At 37.9% G+C, this 18900-nt stretch carries 13 protein-coding genes; all 13 read left to right on the top strand.

The window, feature by feature from the left end:
• Nucleotides 1–24: 24 nt before the first annotated feature.
• The 13 genes from ELS83_RS22725 to gcvH all read left to right on the top strand — a co-directional run bounded on the left by ELS83_RS22725 (nt 25) and on the right by gcvH (nt 18826).
• Nucleotides 25–159 carry a GIY-YIG nuclease family protein gene (locus tag ELS83_RS22725; RefSeq protein WP_430438940.1) on the top strand — a complete coding sequence of 45 codons (135 nt, stop codon included), beginning with the start codon at nt 25–27 and terminating at the stop codon, nt 157–159.
• 194 nt (nt 160–353) lie between these two features.
• Nucleotides 354–1226, top strand: a complete 873-nt coding sequence (locus tag ELS83_RS17755; protein ID WP_171596886.1) for a M23 family metallopeptidase — start codon at nt 354–356, stop codon at nt 1224–1226.
• Between the two features lie 20 nt (nt 1227–1246).
• Nucleotides 1247–2395: a 1-deoxy-D-xylulose-5-phosphate reductoisomerase gene (locus ELS83_RS17750; protein ID WP_171596885.1), complete on the top strand. Its 1149-nt coding sequence runs from the start codon at nt 1247–1249 to the stop codon at nt 2393–2395.
• 138 nt (nt 2396–2533) lie between these two features.
• A complete protein-coding gene (rseP, locus tag ELS83_RS17745) occupies nt 2534–3886 on the top strand; it encodes an RIP metalloprotease RseP (RefSeq protein ID WP_171596884.1) in 1353 nt (450 codons plus the stop codon).
• Between the two features lie 54 nt (nt 3887–3940).
• Nucleotides 3941–4141 carry a twin-arginine translocase TatA/TatE family subunit gene (locus ELS83_RS17740; RefSeq protein WP_249414488.1) on the top strand — a complete coding sequence of 67 codons (201 nt, stop codon included), beginning with the start codon at nt 3941–3943 and terminating at the stop codon, nt 4139–4141.
• Nucleotides 4142–4306: 165 nt separating this feature from the next.
• On the top strand, nt 4307–5755 hold the full coding sequence (locus ELS83_RS17735) for a lytic transglycosylase domain-containing protein (RefSeq protein ID WP_171596883.1): 1449 nt from the start codon (nt 4307–4309) through the stop codon (nt 5753–5755).
• A gap of 29 nt (nt 5756–5784) precedes the next feature.
• Nucleotides 5785–6780: a DUF4837 family protein gene (locus ELS83_RS17730; RefSeq protein WP_171596882.1), complete on the top strand. Its 996-nt coding sequence runs from the start codon at nt 5785–5787 to the stop codon at nt 6778–6780.
• A 3-nt stretch (nt 6781–6783) separates the two neighbouring features.
• On the top strand, nt 6784–7164 hold the full coding sequence (locus ELS83_RS17725) for a hypothetical protein (protein ID WP_171596881.1): 381 nt from the start codon (nt 6784–6786) through the stop codon (nt 7162–7164).
• Nucleotides 7165–7295: 131 nt separating this feature from the next.
• A complete protein-coding gene (locus tag ELS83_RS17720; protein WP_171596880.1) occupies nt 7296–8735 on the top strand; it encodes a leucyl aminopeptidase family protein in 1440 nt (479 codons plus the stop codon).
• A gap of 178 nt (nt 8736–8913) precedes the next feature.
• Complete coding sequence (pdxA, locus tag ELS83_RS17715; RefSeq protein ID WP_171596879.1) at nt 8914–9972, top strand: 4-hydroxythreonine-4-phosphate dehydrogenase PdxA; 1059 nt, start codon at nt 8914–8916, stop codon at nt 9970–9972.
• Nucleotides 9973–10115: 143 nt separating this feature from the next.
• The gene (gene ruvA / locus ELS83_RS17710) at nt 10116–10697 is read left to right on the top strand and encodes a Holliday junction branch migration protein RuvA (protein ID WP_171596878.1); all 582 of its coding nucleotides are present in this window, start codon (nt 10116–10118) and stop codon (nt 10695–10697) included.
• Nucleotides 10698–10832: 135 nt separating this feature from the next.
• Complete coding sequence (gene sov / locus ELS83_RS17705) at nt 10833–18269, top strand: T9SS outer membrane translocon Sov/SprA (RefSeq protein ID WP_171596877.1); 7437 nt, start codon at nt 10833–10835, stop codon at nt 18267–18269.
• A 182-nt stretch (nt 18270–18451) separates the two neighbouring features.
• Nucleotides 18452–18826 (top strand): glycine cleavage system protein GcvH, encoded by a 375-nt coding sequence (gcvH, locus tag ELS83_RS17700; protein WP_171596876.1) that lies wholly within the window; start codon nt 18452–18454, stop codon nt 18824–18826.
• The last annotated feature ends 74 nt before the right edge of the window (nt 18827–18900 follow it).

Below are 18900 nucleotides of genomic sequence, written 5' to 3'. Positions count from 1 at the left end.
GAGTTGGCCACTAAAGGTTATACCATGAGGTATAGACCTTGGGAAATTCTATACACAGAATCATTCCATACAAAACAGGAATCAATGAAAAGAGAGAAGCAATTGAAATCTCATCAGGGAAGAAGTTTCATTCGTGAATTGATTAAAAAGAATTATTGAAAGTTAATATAATAAGGGCAAATTGGCAGGGCTCATATCCGGCAGCCGCCGGACGTCAGTTCGAGTCTGGCCCCCGCGACTAAGAATTAAGGCTTTGGAGTAATCCAGAGCCTTTTTTTATTCCTTCTACCTAAAAAACATACAATTTCGTTGATTTCTGTTACCTTTGCGTAAATATTTCAGATACGATCAGTATGAGTAGTTTAAATGAGAAAACTCCTTTAATTGAAAAATTAAAGAACAAATACAGACTCACCATTTCCAACGAAGCCACGTTTGATGAAGTGCTGTCTATTCGACTATCAAGATTAAATGTTTTTACAGTAACTGGTGTATTCTCAGTTCTGTTGATTGTATTGGTTACCCTTTTAATTGCTTTTACTCCTTTGCGCGAATACATTCCTGGTTACCCCGATGGTGTGATGCGAAAAAATATTGAGAACAATGCCATTTTGGTAGACTCTTTAATTCTTGAGTTGGAAAAGAGAGATCGTTTTTTCCAGGGAATTAGAAATGTTGTTGAAGGAAATGATTTTGATAATGTTGTTCAGAGTGCGTCTGATTCTATTGTCGATCCAAAGTATAAAAATCTAAGTTTTACCCGAACAGAATCCGATTCGTTGTTTCGATTGGATCATGAGGAAGATGAAAAATACAATTTAACGCTTGAGGATGCCCCAAAATCCAGAGGCTTATCGAATACTCATTTCTTTGCGCCAATTAAAGGGATGATTTCAAATCATTTCGATAGTAAATCTCAACATTACGGTACTGATATTGTAGGTGGAGTAAATGAGCGTATTTCGTCGGTTTTAGATGGTACGGTAATATTTGCTGAGTGGACCCTTAATACAGGCTATGTGATACAGATTCAGCATTCTAATAACCTGTTGTCGGTATACAAACACAATTCAGAATTGCTGAAAAAAGCCGGTGAACAAGTAAAAGCCGGTGAGGCCATTGCTTTGTTAGGAAACTCGGGAGAACTTACCTCCGGACCACACTTGCATTTCGAATTATGGCACAATGGTCGCCCTTTAAATCCTGAAGACTATATAAAATTTTAAAAACAAAACTCTAATTATTAATGAGTAAGCATATTGCTATTCTGGGATCGACGGGTTCGATCGGAACCCAAACATTGGAAGTGGTAGAGGCAAATCCCGAAGAATTTGTTGTTGACGTTTTAACTGCGAATAACCAGGTTGAACTGTTAATAGAGCAGGCGAAAAAATTTAAGCCAGATGTTGTTGTTATTGGCCGAGAGGATAAATATCCTCAACTGGTTGAGGCCTTAAAAGATGAACCGATTAAAGTTTATGCCGGACAGGATGCAATAGCACAAGTGGTTCAAATGGGAGCCATCGATGTAGTTGTTACAGCCATGGTGGGCTATTCGGGTTTGTTACCTACAATTAACGCTATTAAGGCAAGAAAGCATATTGCCCTGGCAAATAAAGAAACCCTTGTAGTTGCTGGAGATATCATTCAAAAATTAGCATTAGAATATGGCGTAAGTATATATCCTGTCGATTCGGAACATTCTGCAATTTTTCAGTGTTTGCTTGGAGAGTTTGATAATCCAATTGAAAAAATTTACCTAACTGCTTCGGGAGGTCCTTTTCGAGGAAAGGATAAGAAATTTTTGGAGAACGTTACCGCCAAACAGGCTTTGAAGCATCCAAATTGGGATATGGGAGCCAAAATTACCATCGACTCGGCAAGTATGATGAATAAAGGTTTTGAGGCAATCGAGGCCAAATGGTTGTTCGATCTCCGTCCCGACCAGGTAGATGTAATTGTTCATCACCAGTCTATCGTACACTCTATTGTTCAATTCCAGGATGGATCGATGAAAGCACAAATGGGTTTGCCGGATATGAAATTGCCAATTCAATTTGCCCTAACATATCCCAAAAGATTAAAAACGGATTTTCCACGTTTTAATTTTTTGGACTATCCCGAATTGAATTTTGCTCCTGCAGATACCGAGAATTTTAGAAATCTTGCACTTGCCTACGAAGCCATGAACAAAGGTGGAAATTTACCATGCATTGTGAATGCTGCAAATGAAATAGTGGTTGATGCTTTCCTGCGCGATAAAGTAGGATTCCTTCAAATGAGTGATATCATTGAGAATGTAATGAATAAAGCGAGTTTTATAAAAGCGCCAACTTACGATGACTATGTGATGTCGGATACAGAAGCTCGAAAATTGGCAGAGTCTATGTTGTAAAAAATAATTATCTTAGGCAGCCTTTTACAGTGAACAGTTAGTAATTAATCATAAACAGGTAGCAAAAGCTTGCTTTCTATGAGCATGATTTCGGTCAAAGTATCTGCCTTAGCCTGTTTGTTAGAAATAGAAATTTGAATGGAAGTATTAGTTAAAATAGGACAGTTTTTATTGAGTTTGTCTATTCTTGTGGTTTTACACGAGTTAGGACACTTTGTTTTTGCAAAATTGTTCAAAACAAGGGTTGAGAAATTTTACATGTTCTTTAATCCTGGTTTTTCGCTTTTCAAATACAAAAGAGGAGAAACCGAATATGGAATTGGATGGATTCCTTTGGGAGGATATGTTAAAATATCCGGAATGATTGATGAATCGATGGATAAAGAGCAGATGGCTTTGCCTCCAAAACCATACGAGTTTAGATCTAAGCCTGCATGGCAAAGATTATTGATTATGGTTGGTGGAGTTTTGGTGAACTTCCTGTTGGCCTTTGTGATTTACACTGCCGTATTATTCTACTGGGGAGAACAATATCTTCCGGCAGAAAATGCAAAATATGGTGTGGTTTGTGATTCATTATCAGAAAGCATTGGCTTGAAAGATGGAGACATTATTGTTGCTCTGGACAATCAGAAGGTAGAAAGATTCTCGCAGATCATGCCGGAAATCATTCTAAATCGTCCTTCTACCATCCAGGTTATTCGAGATGGAGCGAATATGGATGTATCGGTTCCTTCGAGCTATATTCCTGCTTTAATTGAAAGAAGTAGTAAAAAGTTTGGAGTTGACCCAACCATTAGCCTTCGTTATCCATTTCACCCGTACAAAATTGCTAAGGTTCAGAAAGAATCTCCGGCAATGAAAGCAGGTCTTCAAAAGAAAGATGAAATTCTAAAAATTGATGGACAAGATTTTGTATTCTTCGATGAATTCCAGGATTATATGAAATCTAAAGCAGGCCAGGAAGTAAATGTATTGGTAGCTCGCGATGGAAAAGAAGAATCGCTTAGTATTGTTCTGGATGAATATGGTTTGTTAGGAATCAGAGGCGGAACAGATGTGAGTCATTTTGACTACGAAACCGTTGAGTACAGCTTTGCTCAGGCAGTTCCGGCTGGTATTGCAAAAGGATTTAAAAAACTAAACGATTACCTTAAACAATTTGGATTAATTTTCGATAAGGAAATTAAGGGATACAAATCGATTGGTGGTTTTGGTACCATCGGAAGTATTTTCCCTTCGGTATGGGATTGGCATGCTTTCTGGGAATTAACAGCTTTCCTATCGATTATTTTAGCCATTATGAATATTTTACCAATCCCGGCTTTGGATGGTGGTCATGTATTATTCCTGATGTATGAGATTGTTACGGGCAGAAAACCTGGCGATAAATTCATGGAGTATGCCCAGGTAACTGGAATGATCTTATTATTTGGATTGCTGATTTTTGCAAATGCCAACGATGTGGTGAAATGGGTATCCAATTGGTAATTATTACATTAAAAATACTATATTAGCAGTGTAAAATAATTAAACTCAACTGATATGAACCTTTTTGTAATAGCGGGAATGATTGGTCCCTGGCAAATCGTAATAATTGTATTTGTAATCTTACTTCTTTTTGGTGGCAAAAAAATTCCTGAATTAATGAAAGGATTAGGTCAAGGAATGAAAGAATTTAAAAAGGCTACAGATCAAGACCAGGACAAAGACAAAAATCAAGATAAAGATTCAATTGAAAAATAAAAAAAGGCAGGTATTTTACCTGCCTTTTTTCATGTTTCTATTCAACAAAAAAGAAAACAACTAAATATTTAGTTTAAAACTTGTAAAATCATTTGGATGCTACTTGTAAATTAATTATTTTCAATTCGAATTTAGAAAACCCTAAAACCTAAACCGCTCACTTGCATGAAGAATTTCTTCCTTCTTTTGTTAATCTCTCTTTTAGGCAGTTCTGCTGTTTCTGCTCAATCTTTGTTTCGTATTTTGCAAAAAGAAAAGCCTGAAAATGCCGAGGAAATTAATCAAAGACTGATTTATTTCACCGATGAAATTTTGAAAGAAGAGCTTCCAGAGAACGAAATTTTAAATGCCAACTATATTCCGGTTTTTTCCGATGAGATTTACAGGGAAAGAATGCAGCGTTTAGATGATCAAACTCCTATTGAATTGGATTACCAGCCTGTGGTTCGCAGGTTTATAGAAGCCTATGCTGTTCGCCATCGTGAAAAAACAGGTAAAATAATAGAGCGCTCGGAGTTGTATTTTCCAATTTTCGAAGAGTGTTTGGACAAATACGATTTGCCACTGGAATTAAAGTATCTGTCGGTAATCGAATCGGCTTTAGATCCGAAAGCAAGATCGCGCTCGGGAGCGATTGGTTTGTGGCAGTTCATGTACAATTCATGCAAGATGTTCGACCTTAGAGTTACGTCTTATGTGGATGAAAGAATGGATCCAGAAAAATCGACCGAAGCAGCTTGTAAATATCTGCAATACCTTCACAGAATTTTTGGAGATTGGCAATTGGCAATTGCTGCCTATAATGGTGGACCGGGAGTGGTTCGTGAAGCTATCCAAAGGTCGGGTGGTAAAACCGATTTCTGGGAAATTGCCCCTTATCTTCCACAACAAACCAGGAACTATGTGCCTATTTTTATTGCGGCTAATTATATTATGAATTATAGCAGAGAGCATAATATTGTTGCAAAACCAAATCAATATCCATATTTCAGAGTATCTCCTGTAAAGGTGAAGAAAAAAGTTTCCTTTAAACACGTGGCAGCTGTAATTGATGTTCCTGTTGAGGAGATCAGAAAGCTAAATCCAATTTATAAAAGAGATGTAATTCCTACAGGCGAATTGCCGGCTCAAATTGTACTTCCGGTTGAAAAAATTGGATTGTTTATCGATCGTGAGGAAGAAATTTATGCCATGAAAGATCAGCCAAAGAAATACCTGGAATTGCAGAAAGAGCTATCATCAACCAAAGGAAAATATCCAATATATCACGAAGTTCAGGCAGGTGAATATTTTCATAAAATAGCCATGAAATATTCCTGTACCACGCATAATATCATGAAGTGGAACAATATGAAAAGTCAGGATATCTATATTGGTCAGCGCTTGAAAATATGGGTTGAACCATCAGAAAATATTAGTCAGAAACCTCAGAGAGATCCACTCATGAAAAAGAGCAAGTTCTTGCTTTATGAGGTGCAGGATGGAGACAGCTTGCAATCCATAGCTACTCGATTCAAGGTTGAATCGGTGAAGGACCTGGTGGAGGTGAACAACATGAATCAGGCCAAGGTTGTTGAGCCTGGCATGGTGTTGAAAATCGTTCAATACGAATAATAAAATGAATTCCAAATAAACATCTAGTTATGAAAAAGATTATTAATATAACACTTCTTTGTGCACTTGTAATTTTAGGTGCCGTATCGTGTAAGAAGACAACAAAAGGCTTAAGACCTATAGTAACCGGGGGATCGGGCGAAGTTCTGGTATTGATCAATGATGCACTTTGGGAAAGTGCAGTAGGAGATACCTTGCAATCAATTCTTAACGATACACAGTTAGGATTACCGCAGGATGAGCCTGTTTTGGATATCATCCACATTACGCACAATGCTTTTGGCAGCATGTTTAAAACGCATCGTAGTATTCTTGATTTAAGAGTTTCAACAGCGGTAGAAAAAAATTCATTGTCGGTGAAAGATGAGCTTTATGCCAAAACTCAATCGTTTATGAAAATTGAAGCCAAAGACAACCAGGCTATGATCCAATTGTTGGAAGAGAACAGAAATAAGATTGTTGCGTACTTCCTTCTGGGTGAGAGAAACAGAAAGATCAAAACATTCAGAAGATCTGTTGTTCAGGAAATTTTTGAGAAAGTAAAATCAAAATATCAATTCACACTTTCATTTCCTGCCGGATATAAAATCAATAAAGATGAGCCGGATTTCCTTTGGATCAGCAACGAAACTCCAACAACCAGCCAGGGAATGTTCATCTACTCATACGGCTATACTTCGGAAGATTTGTTCTCGAAAGATCAAATTATTAAAAGGAGAAATGATTTGCTAAAGAAGTATGTTCCAGGTCCGACCGAGGGAAGTTATATGGGAACAGAAAAATCATACCCAATTGTTTCTAGACAATTCGATTTTGAAGGAAATTATGCTTTTGAAACTCGCGGCCTTTGGAAAGTAGAGAACGATTTTATGGGTGGTCCTTTTGTAAGTATTACTTATCTTGACGAGAAGAATAACCGTGTGATTTGTATGGATTCGTACGTATACTATCCAAATAACAATAAGCGCGAGATGTTGAGAGAGCTAGAAGCAATTATGTACTCATACGATAGCATGAACAAGTAGGATATGAATTTGCCAGATTTTAAAAACTTAAGCATTGAACCGTACCGAAATCGAGAAGAGATTGTTCGTCAGGTTGCAGCGCAAATTGAGAAGGATTTTGCTCAGTTTGGACTTGAAGTGCAGTTTTCGGGCGATGTTGATTATGCTTATGAAGAGTTGTTTGCTCAGCTCAAAGAACATTTAATCTGGTTGTTAGGCCGCGATTATCATCGCCTGGTGCTTCTGCTTTACCAAATCGATTTAAGTGAAAAACAAATTATGAAGGCAGAACATCAGTATCCCGATGTGCCTAAATCTGATTTGTTGGCTGAGTTGGTGATTTTAAGAGAGCTGAAAAAGGTTCTGATTCGAAACTATTTTAAAGAAAATCCAGATAAACTATAAAGAAAAACCGCAGTGGAAAGCTGCGGTTTTTCTTTTTGGCAGGAATGATAGCAAAGCCAAGATTTTTAGTATTTTTACTTAACTTCATAAAGACTTTGGGATCAAAGTTCGTTCAACTTAAACAGGATCACATGAAAATAAATTTACTTAGTCCGAATATTTCAGTAGATACGAAAGATGTATGCTACTTATCAAACAAAGAGAATTACAAGAATCTTCCACTTGCCGAAAATGAAATTCAATATCTCGCGCAGCAAGTTGAGAATGAAGCTTCCTTAATCGAGATCAATCAGTATACAAGAAAAGTATTTGTGCATGTAAGCTCGGTTGATGAGCTTGGCTATAAGGATTACGAAAAAATGAGAAAAGTGGGTAATTCTTTGCATGCAAAAATTCAGGAAAGCAAGATATCAGAACTTGTGTTTGTTGATCATCGCCTAAATAAAGAAGTTATTTTGCCTGTTCTGGAAGGATTATCATTAAGCAATTACCAGTTTATAAAGTATTTGAAAGATACGAAGAAGGTAAAGCATTGCCTGAATCAAGTAAATATACAGAGTGATATTCTTGAGCAAAATGATGTGGATGAACTGCAGGCAGTTTGTGAGGCTGTGAAACATGCCCGCGACCTGGTAAATGAACCATTAAGTTATCTTACGGCTCAAAAACTGAGCGAAGAAGTAAAGAAAATGGCAGATGAATCGGGCTTTTGCGTAGAGGTGTTTGAAAAGACAAAAATTCAAAGTTTGAAAATGGGAGGTTTGCTTGCAGTTAACCAGGGCAGTATTGATGAGCCAACTTTTTCAATTTTGGAGTGGAAGCCTGAAAATGCAAAAAATAGCAATCCGATAATTTTTGTAGGAAAAGGAATAGTATACGATACAGGTGGTTTAAGCTTAAAACCAACCAAGGATAGCATGGATCTGATGAAATCGGATATGGGAGGAGCTGCATCGGTCGCAGGTGCTTTATATGCTATCGCGAAAGCAAAACTTCCTGTTCATGTAATTGGTTTAATTCCTGCTACAGATAATCGACCAGGCGGAAATGCATATGCTCCAGGAGATATTATTAAAATGTACAATGGACTGAGTGTTGAGGTTCTGAATACCGATGCAGAAGGTAGATTGATACTCGCCGATGCCTTAAGCTATGCGAAACAATACAAGCCGGAATTTGTGATTGATTTGGCAACTCTTACTGGTGCAGCTGCCGTTGCAATTGGTAAATACGGCGTGGTTGCCATGGGGAACGATGATAGTCAGGATAAAATGGAACAACTGAAAAAATCGGGTAACATGACCTACGAACGAGTGGTTGAGTTTCCATTTTGGGAAGAATATGGCGAGCTGATAAAATCTGACATTGCAGACCTGAAAAACATAGGTGGTCGTGATGGAGGTGCTATCACTGCTGGCAAATTCCTGGAACATTTTACCGATTATCCTTGGGTTCATATCGACATTGCCGGGCCTGCCTTCCTGGGTGCACCCGATAATTATCGAGGAAAAGGAGGAACAGGAGTCGGTGTGCGTTTGTTGTTCGATTTCGTAAAAAATTACCAGTCATAAGGATTCATAAAAAAGATAGTAAGGATTAGAGGATTCTTTCTATTTTTGTAGACGCAAGTGAGTTTCCTTTTGGATTACAATTGCTTGCAATGATGAACTGATAAGTTCTAAATTCTGTTTGGAGGTCAAAGACTTGATTTTTACAGGAGAAAACCACCAAACTAAATATCTTAAACTCATGAAGAATACCAAAATAAAAGTCGGAATAACTCACGGTGATATCAATGGAATCGGTTACGAGGTAATCATTAAAACTTTAATGGATAATAGATTATTCGAACTTTGTACTCCAATTATTTACGGTTCGCCAAAAGTTGCGGCTTATCATCGTAAAGCACTGAATATCGATAATTTTAGCTTGAACAATATTAAGGAAGCAAACGAGGCTCACCCTAAAAGAGCCAATATTATCAATTGTGTTGACGAGAACATTAAAGTGGAGTTAGGCAAGTCGACAAATGCAGCTGGAACTTCTGCTTTTCAGGCTTTGGAAGCTGCTGTTGCCGATTTGAAAAAAGGTGCAATTGATGTATTGATCACCGCTCCAATTAACAAGAAAAACATTCAATCGAAAGATTTTGAATTTCCAGGTCATACAGAATACCTGGAGGCTAAACTTGAATCGGGAAAATCATTAATGCTTTTGCTTAGCGATAAGTTGAGAGTAGGTGTAGTTGCTGGCCATGTGCCAATTTCAAAAGTTCCTGAAAAAATTACCAAAGAAGCAATTCTTGAAAAACTGGAGATTTTGAATACTTCATTGCTACAGGATTTTGGAATTCAGCGTCCTAAAATTGCTGTATTAAGTTTAAATCCTCATGCAGGAGACGATGGATTAATTGGTACAGAAGAACAGGAAATTATTGTTCCTGCACTGAACGAAGCAAGAGAAAAGAGTATTATGGCTCTTGGACCTTTCCCTGCCGATGGATTTTTTGGTTCTGACGATTACACAAAATTTGATGCAATTCTTGCCATGTACCACGATCAGGGATTAGCACCCTTTAAAGCCTTGGCATTCGACTCGGGTGTGAATTTTACTGCAGGCCTTTCTGGAGTGAGAACTTCACCAGCTCATGGAACCGCATATTCAATTGCAGGAACCAATGTAGCTTCCGAAATTTCATTCCGAGAAGCACTGTATCTGGCACTGGATGTTTATAAGAATCGAATCATGCATAAGCAGATCAATAAAAATCCACTTAAGCCAGCCGAGAATGTAAAAAACGTGCAATAAAAAATTAACAAAATTATAAAGAGAGCGGTTAAATTTTAATCGCTCTTTCTTTTTTTGTTAAAAGCCTATATTTCATTATAAAAATTGCATAATTTTGCATATTTTAAAATCCTTAAAATTCAGGATAATCTAATTCTTAATTTATGTTTGAGTACATTAAAGGTGAACTCGCCGATTTAACACCAACCTCAGCCATTGTCGAGAATAATGGCATCGGATATTTTATTCATATTTCATTAAATACATACACCCAATTATCAGGTCATAAAAGTGTACAATTGTTTCTTCACCAGGTGGTGAGAGAAGATGCCCACATGCTTTATGGATTTATGGATGCCGGTGAAAGAGAGATTTTTCGACACCTGATTTCAGTTTCCGGAGTTGGAGTAAACACTGCAAGAGTAATGCTTTCCTCATTGAGCCCAGCAGAGATTCAAACAGCCATTTTATCGAATAATGCCAAAACTTTGCAGGGAGTAAAAGGAATTGGTGCAAAATCGGCACAAAGAATTATCATCGAATTGAAAGACAAACTCGGAAAAGAATCAGATATATTGGAAATTTCGCTTCCTCAGAACAATACCAATAAAGAAGAAGCGTTATCTGCTTTAGTGATGTTGGGTTTTGCAAAAAATGCTGCATATAAAGTAGTCGATAAAATTTATACTGCTAATCCTGCATCAAGCGTTGAAGATTTGATCAAATTAGCATTGAAACAATTGTAAATTAACAACGTATTTGCTTTACTAACCTAAGGAAACCGAACTTAATTGAAAAAACTATTTAAATATACACTAAGCCTCTGTTTTGTTATATTTTGTTTTGTACTAAAAGGGAATCAATTTGCAAATGCTCATGCCTTGCAAAGCGATCTTGAGTTTAGTGCAGTTCAGCAACAGGATACCACCCGTAGAACAACGCGTGGAAATCAAAGAATCGTAAATCAAAAATCACCTTTTATCAAGGACAATCCTAATGCTAAAAATGATTCTTTAAGATATCCTTTTGATGATGAGAATGACAATTTGGAATATGGATCACAACAACAGTCTCCTTTGTACCTAAAAGATCCAAACAATATTCAGGCTACCATTAAGTATGATCCGGAAACGGGAAATTATATCCTGGTTAAAACCATAGGTGATATGAACTACCGTCGTGCCATTACCATGTCAGCCGAAGAATATGAAGCCTATGTTGCCGAGAATTCGATTCGCGATTATTGGATGCAACGAAGTAGAAACGACGGAGCAGGTGGCAACAATGAATTGGTTCCTGAAATGAAATTTGGAGGCCAGTTTATAGATAAGATATTTGGTAGCAATTCAATTCAGATTAAACCTCAAGGTTCTGCCGAACTTACCTTCGGTATTAATACCACAAAAGTTGAGAATCCTACTTTACCTGAAAACTTAAGAAAAACCACCAGTTTTGATTTTGATGAAAAAATTCAGATGAACGTAACAGGGACGGTTGGTGAGAAGTTAAAGATGGATGTGAATTACAATACCGAAGCTACCTTCGATTTCGAAAACCAGATGCGTTTGGAATATACAGGCGACGAAGACGAAATCATCAAAAAAGTAGAAGCAGGTAATGTATCGATGCCAATTTCCAATACCTTGATTACAGGAGGACAGAATTTGTTTGGTGTAAAAACACAAATGCAATTCGGGAAACTATCGGTAACCTCTGTTTTCTCACAACAAAAAGGAGAAACATCTGTCATTCAAATGGAGAATGGTGCACAGAAAAATGAGTTCGAAATTTCTGTGGATCAATACGAAGCAAACCGACATTTCTTCTTATCGAAATATTTCTATGATACTTACGACAAGGCCCTGGAAAACTTGCCAGTGATCAACTCTGCGGTTTCGATTAACAAGGTGGAAGTTTGGGTAACCAATAAAACATCGAACTTTCAGGATTCGAGAAATATTGTTGCTTTTGTTGATATTGGTGAAAGCGCTTCAAACATTTACAATACCAGTTTGTTCTCGCAAACAGGAAGCGGAAACCTGCCGGATAACGACTTGAACAATGCTTACGATGAAATGACCAATACCTATTCGGGTATTCGTGATATCAACCAGGTAACAGGAACATTAGGTCCTTTAGCCCCAGGATTTGCAAGTGGAACCGATTATGAGAAAATCGAAAACGCTCGAAAATTATCAGAATCGGAATATACAGTTAATATGAAGTTGGGTTATATCTCCTTAAACCAGGCACTAAATGCCGATGAAGTGCTTGCTGTTTCTTACGAGTATACCTACAGAGGAGAAGTACACCGAGTGGGTGAATTTACCTCCGATGGTGTTAGTGCACCTCAGTCTCTGGTAATGAAGCTTTTGAAAGGAACCAACCTGAGTCCGAAAATGCCTACCTGGGAACTGATGATGAAGAATATTTATAACATTGGTGCTTACCAGGTTACCCAGGATGATTTTGTTTTGAATATCATGTATCAGAACGACCAGGCAGGATCGAATGTTAACTATTTGCCTGAAGGCGATATCAAAAATGAAATTCTTCTGAAGGTGATGAACCTGGATCGATTGAATTCTCAGTTGGATCCTGGCGCCGATGGGATGTTTGACTTTATTGAAGGAGTAACCATTTATAGCAGCAATGGTCGAATTATATTTCCGGAAATTGAACCATTTGGAGCTTACCTGCGTGAAAAGATTGGGAATGATGGAATTGCAGATAAGTATGTGTTCGAGGAATTGTATACCAAAACACAAAATGAGGCTCAACAAATTGCCGAGAAGAACAAATTCTCTTTAAAAGGGAGCTACAAATCGTCAACCAGTTCGGAAATTTCGCTGAATGCTTTAAATGTACAACCGGGATCGGTTCGTGTTAAAGCAGGGGGTAGAGAATTACTTGAAAATATTGACTACACGGTTGATTACACATTGGGCCGTGTGAAAATTATCAACCAAAGTTTACTGGAAGCCAATACACCAATTAGTATTGAATCGGAAAACAACTCACTATTTAATATTCAGACTAAAACATTGTTAGGTGTTCAGATGGATTATCAGATTAACGATGATTTTAATTTGGGCGCAACGGTGATGCACTTGTCTGAACAGCCACTTACGCAAAAAGTAAACATAGGTGATGAACCTATTGCCAATACCATTTGGGGACTGAACGGTAGTTACCAGACCGAATCGATGTTCCTGACAAGAATGATTGACAAACTGCCATTTATCGAAACCAAAGAACCATCGAGAATTTCGGTAGAAGGTGAATTTGCACAATTAATGCCGGGTCATAATAATGCAATTGGAAGTTCGGGAACTGCTTATATCGATGATTTTGAAGGAACCGAAACATCGATTGATATGAAGAGCTTGAGTTCGTGGGTTTTGGCCAGTACACCTCAAAACAACGATGTATTGTTCCCGGAAGGAAATTTAAATGAAGATTTGGCCTATGGTTTTAACCGTGCAAAACTGGCCTGGTATGTGATCGACCCATTGTTTTTAAGAAACAATTCGGCAACTCCAGGACATATTAAGGCCGATAAAGATCAGCAATCGAATCACTTTGTGCGTGAAATTTTTGAAGAAGAAATTTGGCCAAACAAAGAGAGAGCTTCTGGTGTGCCAACCAATATTTCGGTATTAAACCTTGCTTATTATCCTGATGAAAAAGGTCCGTACAACTATGATGTTGATGGACAGGCAGGTGTTTCACAAGGGATGAATCCAGACGGAAGTTTGGAGGCACCGGAAACACGTTGGGGTGGTATCATGAGAAGAATTGAAACCAACGATTTTGAAGCTGCCAATATTGCATACATCGAATTCTGGATGATGGACCCATTCGTATACGACGAGAACCATAAGGGTGGTGACCTGTATTTTAACCTTGGGAATGTATCGGAAGATATTCTGCGAGATTCGAGGAAATCATTCGAGAATGGTTTGCCAACCGATGAGAATGTAACATTGGTAGATTCGACTGTTTGGGGGCGTGTTCCTCTTGTTCAGTCATTGGTAAATGCATTCGATAACAATACCGAATCGAGGCGATACCAGGATGTTGGTTTAGATGGAATGAGCACCCAGGATGAGTTGAGCTATTTCGACAACTATATCCAGGCCATTAGTTTATCTGCAAATTTGGGTACAGGTTCGGGAGCCTATAACAATGCAATCAACGACCCGTCGAATGATGATTATCACTATTTCCGCGGAAGCGATTACGATGCTGATGAGTTAGGTATTTTGGAACGATACAAGAGATATAATGGTCCGGAAGGAAACTCGCCTACCTCTGAATTATCTGCCGAATCTTATCCAACATCAGCCACCACTTTGCCGGATGTTGAGGATATCAATCATGACAATACTTTAAGTGAAACAGAAGCTTACTACCAATATCGAGTTCATTTGGAACCAAGCGAAATGGAGGTGGGTAAGAACTTTATTACCGATAAAATTACCAGTACAGTTGATTTGGCAAACGGAACAGAAGGAGTGGTAGACTGGTATCAGTTTAAAATTCCGGTGAGTGAGTTTGAAGATCAGTTTGGAAATATTTCTGATTTTACCTCGATTCGATTCATGAGAATGTTCTTAAAAGGATTTGAAGAGGATGTAATTATGCGTTTCGCAACACTTGATCTGGTTCGCGACGATTGGAGAAAGTATGAGCAAGCCATTAACGAAGATGAAAATGATGCTGTAGTTTCTGATGCTACCTTCGATATAACTGCGATTAATATTGAAGAGAATGCAGCCAAGGAACCTGTAAACTATATTCTTCCTCCTGGAATCGACCGAGTTGTAGACCCAAGCAACCCACAATTGATTCAATTGAACGAACAGGCAATCCTTTTAAAGGTAATTGATCTGGAAAATGGGAAAGGAAAAGGTGCCTACAAGACGCTTAATATGGATATTCGAAAGTATGGAAAACTGAAAATGGATGTCCATGCCGAGGAGATAGATGGTTTACCAATTAACGATAATGAGGTCACTGCATTTATTCGTTTAGGATCCGATTATCAGGATAACTACTACGAATACGAAATTCCATTAAAGCTAACTGCACCAGGTTTGTATAATGGCGATAGCGACAGCGACAGGTTAGCGGTTTGGCCCGATGAGAACAGGTTTGATTTTAAACTAAGACTTTTCCAAACCATTAAACAATTGCGTAATGATGCCATGAGAAGTGTTGGTTCAAGCGTTGATTACCTAACGGTTTACGATGCTTCAGTGAATGACCTCTCAAATGATAACGATCCGATAAAAGAAGGGCATAGGGTTCGAATTAAGGGTAATCCGAACCTGGCCAACGTAAGAACCGTAATGATTGGTATCAAAAATCCGATTGAGGATATTACTGGCAACGATGATGCTTTGCCAAAATCGGTTGAAGTTTGGATGAATGAATTGCGATTGACCGACTTTGATGAAGATGGCGGTTGGGCTGCAAATTTAAGGGTAACTACCAAATTGGCCGATTTGGGTACGGTAACCTGGGCAGGAAGTCAAATTACCTCAGGTTTTGGTGGAATCGAAGATGGTGTAAATGAACGTTACAAAGACGATATTTTCCAATATGATTTATCGGCAAGTCTGGAATTGGGTAAATTCTTCCCTGAAAAATCGGGAGTAAGAATTCCTATGTACTATGCCATTTCGGAGGAAACGGTAAGTCCGGAATACAATCCTTTGGATCCTGATATTCCTTTAGATGTGGCGCTGGATAATGCTGATTCGAAAGCCGAAAGGGATTCGATCAAACACATTTCCCAGGAATATACAAAACGCAAAAGTTTCAATCTTACCAATGTGAGAATTGAGAAGCAAGAAGGCAAATCGAAATTGTTGGATGTATCGAACCTGGCATTAACCTATTCTTTCAACGAAACTTATTCGCGCGATGTAAATACGGTACGCGATGTAGAGAAGAATTACAGAGGTGTTGTTAGCTATAATTATACCGAACGTCCGAAAATTGTTCAGCCATTCAGAAAAGTGAAAGCTTTCCAAAAACCTGCTTTCCGATTGTTGAAAGACTTCAATTTCTATTATTTGCCAACTCAGTTATCTTTCCGATCTGATCTGCAACGTTACTATCATGAAATTGAAAAACGAAATATAGAAGAACCTGGATTAAAAATTGATCCTTCTTACGATAAGGACTTTATCTGGTACAGATATTACGATTTAAAATACAATCTGACCAAAGGACTGAAATTTGATTTCTCGGCAACGAATACTTCTCGTATCGACGAGCCGGAAGGATTGGTTGACAAAGACAGAGATCGTGAAGCATACGATGTTTGGAAAGATTCGATCTGGAATAATTTAATGGATGGTGGACGAAACATCAAATACCACCATAAGTTTAATGTGACTTATAATGTGCCGATTAACAAAATTCCTTTGTTCAATTGGACATCTTTAAATGCTCGCTATTCTGGTTCTTACGATTGGAATGCAGGTGCGATTACTGCCGATACAATAGAATTGGGTAACACCATTCGCAACTCGAATAATATTCAGTTGAATGGGCAATTAAAAATGGTGAGCCTGTATAATAAAATTGGATTCCTGAAGAAAATCAACAGGAAATACGATTCGAATCGCAAATACAAGAAGAAAACAAAATCCTATAAAAAGGTAAATTACGAGGGCAGGTTAGAAGAACTGAAAGCGGGAGTTCCTGTTTCGGTTTATCACAAGCTAATGACCGAGGATATTACCATTAGAGCATACGATACACAAGGAAAAGAGGTGAAAATTGAGGTGAAACCTGTAACAGGCAACCGAGCCAAAATTACCGCCTCCAGAAATGTGAAGGATGTGAGGGTTCGTGTTACGGGTAAAGTATCCGAAAAGGATAATGTTTTAACTGTAATTGGAGAAAACTTCCTGCGCACTTTAATGAGTGTACGAAATATCAGTATTAACTATTCTGAGATCAACTCGACCACCTTGCCAGGATATTTGCCACAAACCAATTACTTTGGTGGTGAATCGTTTAATGGTACCAAGGCTCCGGGCTTTAGATTCCTTGCAGGTGCACAGGATAAGAATTTTGCTCGCAGAGCAGCCGATAATGGCTGGATTACAACCGATCCAACCATGAATGATCCATATGTGATGAGCCATACGCAGAACCTATCGGTGCGAAGTACGATTGAGCCTGTGAAAGGATTGAAGATTGACCTTACCGCCAATCGTAACTATTCGAGAAACAGAAGCGAATATTATATTTATAATACCGACAATGGACGATTCGATAACGAGAACCTGGTTAAATCAGGAAACTTTAGTATGAGTTTCTTAAGTTTAAAATCCGCCTTCTTTACCATTGGAAACACGGGTGATTACTCTTCTGAATATTTCGATAAGTTCCTTGAGAATCGTAAAGCAGAATCATTAAGATTGGCACAGGAAAGATATGGTTCATCATTTGCCGACTTTGAAATTATTGAGGGAGGTGAGGAAACAGGATATTACGAAGGATATGGAGCTACTTCGCAGGAAGTGTTGATTCCAGCCTTCTTAAAGGCCTATGGAAACGGAGGAAGTGGATTCAATAAATTGTTTCCTGGTATTGCACAAATGAAACCAAACTGGCGTGTAACCTTCGAAGGATTATCGAAAATTCCATTGATAAAACGCTACTTTAAGTCGATTAATTTAACGCATGCATATACTTCAACTTACGATGTTGGTTCATACAATACCAACCTAAATTACGATGAAGATGCAGATGGTTTTAGTATTATCAGAGACATGTCGGATAACTTCCTGCCACTGTACGAAGCCAATTCAATATCGATTAACGAGCAATTCAATCCATTAATTAATGTGGATATGATTTGGAAGAATAACTTCTCTACAAGCTTTGAAATTAAGCGTACTCGTAACCTGATATTGAGTCTTTCGAATACCCAGCTGACAGAAGTGGCTTCTAACGAAGTAATTTTCGGTATGGGATATCGATTTGATAATTTTGGAATGATTATCGGTTCGGGTTCCCGTCAGAAGAAATATAATTCTGATTTGAATTTGCGTGGCGATCTTTCGATTCGTAAAAACAGTACCATTATTCGTAAAATTGTTGACGAGGTGGATCAGTTAACTTCTGGACAGAAAGTAGTGACTTTAAAATTTAGTGCAGACTATGTTTTGAGTAACCGATTCAACCTGCGTTTGTACTACGATAGAATTGTGAATACGCCATATGTATCACTGTCTTATCCGACTACAACAACCGAATTTGGTGCCAGTATACGATTCACATTGGCGAATTAAACTTGTAATTTAAAGTGAGCTTGTTGAATAGAGAACCGTTAATTGAGCGTAAAGTAATGATTAAAAGCTGATAAAACTCATTTACTTATTAACACAATTACTCAATTACTAGTATTTTATTATTGAAAAAAAACTGTAAATTTGGAGCAGTTTATAAACCTCTTTTAAAACAACATACTATCATGAATGTACCAGAAAATTTGAAGTACACTAAAGATCACGAGTGGGTACGTGTAGAAGGCGAAGAAGCTTTTATTGGTGTTACTGATTTCGCTCAGGGAGAACTAGGAGACATCGTTTTTGTTGAAGTAGAAACTGAAGGCGAAGAATTAGATCAGGAAGAAGTATTCGGAACGATTGAAGCTGTAAAAACTGTATCTGACATGTTTATGCCAGTGGGTGGTGAAGTTTTGGAATTCAACGAGAAGTTGGAAGATGCTCCAGATTTGATCAACTCTGATCCTTACGGAGAAGGTTGGATTATCAAAATTAAGGTAGCAGATATGGCTGAAGTTGAAGAATTACTTACTGCAGAAGCTTACAAAGAATTACTTTAAGAGTATTCTAAAAATATAGAAAAACCCTCGCACAATTTGTGTGAGGGTTTTTTGTTTTTATGTAGCTTAAATGA

It is taken from the genome of Marinifilum caeruleilacunae, assembly GCF_013141825.1.
GTDB lineage: Bacteria > Bacteroidota > Bacteroidia > Bacteroidales > Marinifilaceae > Marinifilum > Marinifilum caeruleilacunae.
This window is presented reverse-complemented; position numbering and strand designations above follow the sequence as displayed.

What these genes read in the sequence shown, in the direction of transcription:
- ELS83_RS22725 (WP_430438940.1), top strand. Translation starts at nt 25, where the DNA reads ATGAGGTATAGACCTTGGGAAATTCTATACACAGAATCATTCCATACA.
- ELS83_RS17755 (WP_171596886.1), top strand. Translation starts at nt 354, where the DNA reads ATGAGTAGTTTAAATGAGAAAACTCCTTTAATTGAAAAATTAAAGAAC.
- ELS83_RS17750 (WP_171596885.1), top strand. Translation starts at nt 1,247, where the DNA reads ATGAGTAAGCATATTGCTATTCTGGGATCGACGGGTTCGATCGGAACC.
- rseP (WP_171596884.1), top strand. Translation starts at nt 2,534, where the DNA reads ATGGAAGTATTAGTTAAAATAGGACAGTTTTTATTGAGTTTGTCTATT.
- ELS83_RS17740 (WP_249414488.1), top strand. Translation starts at nt 3,941, where the DNA reads ATGAACCTTTTTGTAATAGCGGGAATGATTGGTCCCTGGCAAATCGTA.
- ELS83_RS17735 (WP_171596883.1), top strand. Translation starts at nt 4,307, where the DNA reads ATGAAGAATTTCTTCCTTCTTTTGTTAATCTCTCTTTTAGGCAGTTCT.
- ELS83_RS17730 (WP_171596882.1), top strand. Translation starts at nt 5,785, where the DNA reads ATGAAAAAGATTATTAATATAACACTTCTTTGTGCACTTGTAATTTTA.
- ELS83_RS17725 (WP_171596881.1), top strand. Translation starts at nt 6,784, where the DNA reads ATGAATTTGCCAGATTTTAAAAACTTAAGCATTGAACCGTACCGAAAT.
- ELS83_RS17720 (WP_171596880.1), top strand. Translation starts at nt 7,296, where the DNA reads ATGAAAATAAATTTACTTAGTCCGAATATTTCAGTAGATACGAAAGAT.
- pdxA (WP_171596879.1), top strand. Translation starts at nt 8,914, where the DNA reads ATGAAGAATACCAAAATAAAAGTCGGAATAACTCACGGTGATATCAAT.
- ruvA (WP_171596878.1), top strand. Translation starts at nt 10,116, where the DNA reads ATGTTTGAGTACATTAAAGGTGAACTCGCCGATTTAACACCAACCTCA.
- gcvH (WP_171596876.1), top strand. Translation starts at nt 18,452, where the DNA reads ATGAATGTACCAGAAAATTTGAAGTACACTAAAGATCACGAGTGGGTA.